At 34.3% G+C, this 5524-nt stretch carries 9 protein-coding genes; 6 read left to right on the top strand and 3 right to left on the bottom strand.

The genetic code is table 11. The features are described from left to right. Positions 1–1301: 1301 nt before the first annotated feature. Positions 1302–1814, bottom strand: a complete 513-nt coding sequence (locus FC65_RS08530) for a hypothetical protein (protein WP_056972331.1) — start codon at positions 1812–1814, stop codon at positions 1302–1304. Between the two features lie 147 nt (positions 1815–1961). Here FC65_RS08530 and FC65_RS08525 point away from each other — a divergent pair, with 147 nt between their 5' ends. From FC65_RS08525 to FC65_RS08500, 6 genes are all read left to right on the top strand, one after another. After that, positions 1962–2333: a type II toxin-antitoxin system RelE/ParE family toxin gene (locus FC65_RS08525; RefSeq protein ID WP_056972329.1), complete on the top strand. Its 372-nt coding sequence runs from the start codon at positions 1962–1964 to the stop codon at positions 2331–2333. After that, positions 2326–2613, top strand: coding sequence for a helix-turn-helix domain-containing protein (locus FC65_RS08520; RefSeq protein ID WP_082619074.1), 288 nt, complete (start codon positions 2326–2328; stop codon positions 2611–2613). Before FC65_RS08525 ends, FC65_RS08520 begins: the two co-directional genes overlap by 8 nt. Positions 2614–2636: 23 nt before the next feature. Then, positions 2637–2999 carry a hypothetical protein gene (locus FC65_RS08515; protein WP_056972327.1) on the top strand — a complete coding sequence of 121 codons (363 nt, stop codon included), beginning with the start codon at positions 2637–2639 and terminating at the stop codon, positions 2997–2999. Positions 3000–3162: 163 nt separating this feature from the next. Further along, positions 3163–3399, top strand: a complete 237-nt coding sequence (mazE, locus tag FC65_RS08510) for a type II toxin-antitoxin system PemI/MazE family antitoxin (protein ID WP_056972326.1) — start codon at positions 3163–3165, stop codon at positions 3397–3399. Continuing rightward, the gene (locus tag FC65_RS08505) at positions 3389–3757 is read left to right on the top strand and encodes a type II toxin-antitoxin system PemK/MazF family toxin (protein ID WP_010499718.1); all 369 of its coding nucleotides are present in this window, start codon (positions 3389–3391) and stop codon (positions 3755–3757) included. The genes mazE and FC65_RS08505 overlap by 11 nt, the downstream gene beginning before the upstream one ends. Positions 3758–4001: 244 nt before the next feature. Further along, positions 4002–4571: a recombinase family protein gene (locus FC65_RS08500; protein WP_056972325.1), complete on the top strand. Its 570-nt coding sequence runs from the start codon at positions 4002–4004 to the stop codon at positions 4569–4571. A 290-nt stretch (positions 4572–4861) separates the two neighbouring features. Here FC65_RS08500 and FC65_RS08495 read toward each other — a convergent pair whose 3' ends face one another. Together FC65_RS08495 and FC65_RS08490 are read right to left on the bottom strand one after the other, a co-directional pair. Next, positions 4862–5266, bottom strand: a complete 405-nt coding sequence (locus FC65_RS08495) for a hypothetical protein (protein WP_056972323.1) — start codon at positions 5264–5266, stop codon at positions 4862–4864. Between the two features lie 12 nt (positions 5267–5278). Continuing rightward, positions 5279–5473, bottom strand: a complete 195-nt coding sequence (locus tag FC65_RS08490; RefSeq protein ID WP_056972322.1) for a helix-turn-helix transcriptional regulator — start codon at positions 5471–5473, stop codon at positions 5279–5281. Positions 5474–5524: the final 51 nt, after the last annotated feature.

Here is a 5524-nt window from a genome sequence, read left to right as displayed (position 1 = left end):
GAAAAGTATGAATAATTCAGGTTCAAGCTACCAAAAAAGAATTACCTGAACTCCAACAAAAAGTAGCCTCACTGACCCAACAAAAAAACCAACTCAAAAACTCAGTAGACAACGAAGCACTCGCAACTACCGCTGAAACTGAACAAGCTCACGACATCAACAACCAGTGTCAAATTATCGAAAAACAAGTGCAAAACTTAGATGATTCCGTTCCTGGTGTTAAAAAAGTTCAACTCGATTTTAAAGACACCCAAGACTGGACTAGAGATCACCAATAAACTAAAAGCAAAACCTTAGTTAGTTCACTGTTACCACTTCTCCCCGGTTGAAACTCGCTAAGGCTCGTCAGAACGTCTTACAGTTTTACTTAACGTTGCGCTAAGGCGCTAAAAGGTATCTTCATACCAATCGCTCTCGCTCATAAAGTCAAAACACTAACAGCAACTTAGAAAATTGATTTTAACCACGTTAAAAGATTGACAAACACTGCAGCCAGCCATACCTTGAGAGGGAGTGAAGCTTTTGAGGCAGTATTAATCCCATAAGAAATTGAAATAAATCTATCAAATATGAAATTGATACAAAAAAAGCCAGTCAACCTCGGTCGGTCGCTTGCTCCGTCGTTGTCTTATTATCTTTTTACTTATATGTATTCGCCTGTGGCTCTAACTTAGTGCTAACATTCAACAAGTCATATGATCCTTATTTTGTTTGTGGTTCGGATCATATTACATATAAGCGTCCCTAACACTATCGCAATACTGTTACCATATTACTACACCATGCTACTGTAGCCCTCCGCTAAGCGTTTTAGTGGCCTCTAAGTCCACGGGTGGCAGTCACACCCTACCGCAAAACACAATAAGAATGTTTCACGACACCAGCGTTGTTCTTAGGGTCGGGTTAGCTAGTCTTCCCTGTCTACTTGTTTACCGTTCGCTCTATCCTCCTGATCCTCCCACTATTTCTAGTGTGCCATTACTATAAAGTTAATAGATTGCCTTGCTGCTTGCCTCCAGCATTTTTTCGAGATAGCAGTACATGAGAGGCACCCATGCTGCTTGCATAAAAAAATCTCTTAGCCTATCTGAATTTGATAAACTAAGAGATTGAACTATTTCAGGTTATGTATTATACTCTATACATAGTTTGAAATGAAGATTAAACTTAATCTATCTGTCTATGTCAGATAGGCGCGGTCTCGCAGTTGCCAGCTGTGGAGGCTTTTTTTATACGCTCATTTATATTCGAATGTTTAACTTTACTAAAAATATATGCTTTTTTTGTTTGAATAGCAACCGTTAACTTTTAAAAATTCTGGACCAAAAACTTTTCGTCTGTTTTTTATTTTCTGAGGAGCCCTCATTTGTTTTTACAGTATCATTCTCCGTCTGCGTATTTTTTTGAACGTTAGAATGCTCCTGTGATACCTCTTTTTGGTGATTTTCTAATAAATGTGCGGTCGTTAAATTTAATTGTTGTTGCTGATCAATTAATTTGTGTGCCTGTTCCAATTCATTATGCAACCGTTCGTTATTTTGACGTTCATATTTTAATTGCTCCTTTAACATGGTGACTAACTCATTATCTGCTGAATTAACCACTTTTTTTGTGTTTTTCGTTGTATCGGTTGTATCGTTACATGTATCGGTCTTAAGTTCTTCAATTGCCTTTATAGCAACCTTTTCAGAGTAATACAATGTTTTACCTTGTATCGATACTGGTTCGATACTATTTCGTTTCATGTATCGATACACGGCTGTCTTATATGTCCCCGAAGCCTCTGCTATCTGCTTTTGGGTGTATCGCTTCATGTAATGATTCACTCCATTCTGTATCGAAACATGTATCGATACATGTTTCGATTAATTTACCCCAGTTTTTCGTCAAAAAGTCTAAGCAAAGTATATTTTTAGTATATCATAAGTTGTATACTTTTCAATATATGGTATAATACAACTATGAAAAATCCAAAATTTAAAAGTTATCGGCGGCTTAACGGCCATGATGAATTTGTTGAATTTTATCAACAATTACCTACCAAAGATCGAAAAAAATTAATTGCACTAATTAAAACTATTGAACAACAAGGACTGCTAACAGCTGCCAAAATGGAGTGGATCAAAAAATTAGACAGTAACCTATATGAGATCAGATCCAAAGTTGCTTCAAATATCCAACGAGGATTGTACTTTCACGTTGAAGAAGATCAATACATTATTACGCATGGTTTTACTAAAAAGTCCCAAAAAACACCTGCTAGAGAAATAAAACCTGCTAAAGAGATCCGTTCAGAATACTATCAAAGAGAGGAAAATGAAAATCTTGACTAACAAAACTTATTTAACTGATGTTAACGACATTTTTACGCAAGATCTACAAGATCCTAATTTTGCTAATGACGTTAAAGCTGAAATGAATAAACTAAACAGTGCCGTAGCAGTTCGTAATGAACGAGAAGCATACGGTTGGACCCAGCATGAACTAGCTGAAAAGTCTGGTTTACCACAGTCCACAATTGCACGCGTTGAAAATGGCGCTAATATTAGTATGAACACTATTTCAAAAATTGCCAATGCTTTTGGAAAATCACTACAAATTAGTTTCGCTTAACAGAGAAAAGGCGGCTTTCAAATATGTCTGAAATAATAAAAAAACATAATTATTGGAGAATATCGCACGAAAAAATGGTTAAAACCTATGACTTTTTTGGTAAAACAACTTTCAGTCTTGTTCTTGGAGTTCTTGTTTTCAGTTTTCTTTATCTCGCAAGCCAATCTTCATTGTTTTTCGACAACTTTGGAAATAACCTTAAAAGCGTTGTAGATAATAAAGTCTTCCTTTCAATTTTTTCTGGTTTATATATAGGTGGCATAATCCCACTGTTAAAGAAAGTTTTTGATTATGAAGAAAAAATAAATGATTTAGAATCAAAAATGGAGGCTGAGGGTGTAAGTTTCCTTTCAAAAAAGGAAATTCTAAATAAAAAGAACAAATAATCATTATAAAAAGAGTAGCCAACTTTGGCTACTCTTTTTATTTTTATTCCGTGCCTATATGTTCTTAAAAGCTAAAATATACCGACTAGCCTAATTTATTTGCTAATTTGCGTAATTACTTATATAATTACTTTAACATATAAATGAAAGGAGTCGATTTAAAATGACTGTCAAAACACGCAAACAAGGAAATTCCGTTATGATCACAGTTCCTGCTAATTTCAAAATCAAAGAAAACACTGAATATCAGCCAGTTATGGATGAAAATGGTATTATTTCTTTTGTTCCTGTTCATCAAAACATTTTCGAGAAAAATCCTGAATACGATTTAAGAACTGCAATCAAGGACTTAAATTTACAAGATAACAACGAATTGGTAGGTAAAGAAAATGTTTGGTAATAATAATTTTCCTCATCAGGGAGATTTAATTTGGATTGACGCTGAACCACATGCTGGTCACGAATACGGCGGACATAACAAAAATAATAATAATATCCGCCGCCCAATGCTAGTAATTAGCTCTGATGTTTATAATGCACGAACTGGTATGGTAGTTGGTTTTCCAATTACTTCTAAGTTGCCCCATAATTTCCCAACTGCTTTAAAAATTAGTGGCTCAAAAATACATGGATATGCAGTTTTAAGTAATTTATTAGGTTATGACTATACTGCCCGTCATGGCGAAGTTGTTGATCACTTGAACAAAGCTTTAAAAACTAAAGCTCTAGAAGCCATTCGAGACATTTTCAACGTTTAATAGCAAAATTCAAAATGAATTTAATCAAGAATCCTCTGTTAATAAAAAACTGGTCAAATTTCTGACCAGTTTTTTATTTCGCAGTGTTCAGAATATCACCATTTAATGAACACAGACATAATTAATGATTCTCAGACAAAATGTAGCCTAAAAAGTGTTCAAAAACCCATTACTATTTCTATGTTCAGTTAACACCTTTTATAACCCGGTTATGGTACACTAACGCTTAAAAGGAGACTTTCATATGAAAATTGGTTATGCGCGCGTTTCAACGGGATTACAAAATTTAGATTTGCAACAAGACAGTTTACAACAATATGGGTGTGAAAAGATCTTTACCGATCATTTAAGCGGAGTAAAAAGTGAACGTCCTGGTTTAGTTCAGGCTTTTGACTTCGCCCGTCAGGGTGACGTGATTGTGGTTTGGCGCTTAGATCGGCTCGGGCGTAACATGGAAGACCTAATTCACTTGGTCAATCAATTAAACGCACGTGGCGTGAGTTTTCATACCCTCCAAGAAAATCTCACTATGGATAAAAACAGCTCAACTGGACAACTGATGTTTCATCTATTTGCGGCTTTTGCGGAATTTGAACGGAATTTAATTTTAGAACGGTCCAACGCAGGACGTGCTGCCGCACGAGCACGCGGACGTGTTGGCGGTCGGCCTGAAAAACTTTCTGCGGAAGATCTAACCTTATTAAAAACCCTAGTTGATAATCAGACGCCAATCAAAACGATTGCTGAACGGTGGCATGTTTCGCGGACCACTATTTATCGCTATCTCCACAAAATAAACGAGAAAAACAATTAAGTTTGCATAAATTGCGTTTCCTGTTCAACAATGAATTACTTTTTACCGAAATATTCTTTGCTTTAAAAAGTTGTGAATAAAGTTACGCTAAAGCAAAGTTTTATAAGAAAAATTTCTTTTCTAATTCTTTGAACGAGAATTCTTAATAAGAATGCATTCTCTACAATAAATTTTTGCATTTAATTTTAGAAACGCTTGAATTTCAGTCATTCCTTTTTCAGGTAACGCCAAAAAAAAGTAAGCCTGTGTCCAGGTTGGTATCTGCTTTCCACAATTGCTACAATATAACTTCATCTGTCATTTCTCCTTTTTAATATGAATAACGACAATAAAAAAACCAATATAATTGACAAAACAAGAGTCCCGAAGTAGACATAGGCGTTTACTTTAGGAATAAAAACAAAGAAAACAATAGTTGCTACTATAACTATTGAAAATAACCCAATAGCTATTGGTATTAAGGGATTCTTCTTTGTTGTATCTCTAGTAATAGTCATTTCTTGGAAGGACATAATAACACTCGTTACTAGAAAAATAAAAAGTAAGGGGTTTTTTGATAAACTTGAGTAACCATTATAAATGGTTTGGACAACAATAAAACCTAGTATTAGAATATTTTGAATTATAAAAAGATTTTTTGTATTCTTAAGTCTCTTTGTTTGTAAACGTTCATCCTTAATTTCTTTGTTTTTCATTTTTACTCCTCCTTATTTCTTAACATCAAAAAGTGAATTTAAGTCTGTTTGAAGTACATTACAGATATTAATACATAATTTTATCGTTGGATTGTATTTTCCAACTTCAATTAAATAAATTGTTTGCCTTGTAACTCCAACCTTGTCAGCTAAGACTGATTGAGTTAAATTAAGTTTTTCTCTGAGTATCCTCACATTATTTTCCATAAGTATTCCCCCGTAAAATTTTAAGTAATTCAAAATTTTATTTCTTTATTT

The organism is Ligilactobacillus acidipiscis DSM 15836 (genome assembly GCF_001435755.1).
Classification (GTDB): Bacteria; Bacillota; Bacilli; order Lactobacillales; family Lactobacillaceae; genus Ligilactobacillus; species Ligilactobacillus acidipiscis.
The sequence above is the reverse complement of the archived record's forward strand: the minus strand, read 5'-3'. Positions and strand labels throughout refer to the sequence as shown.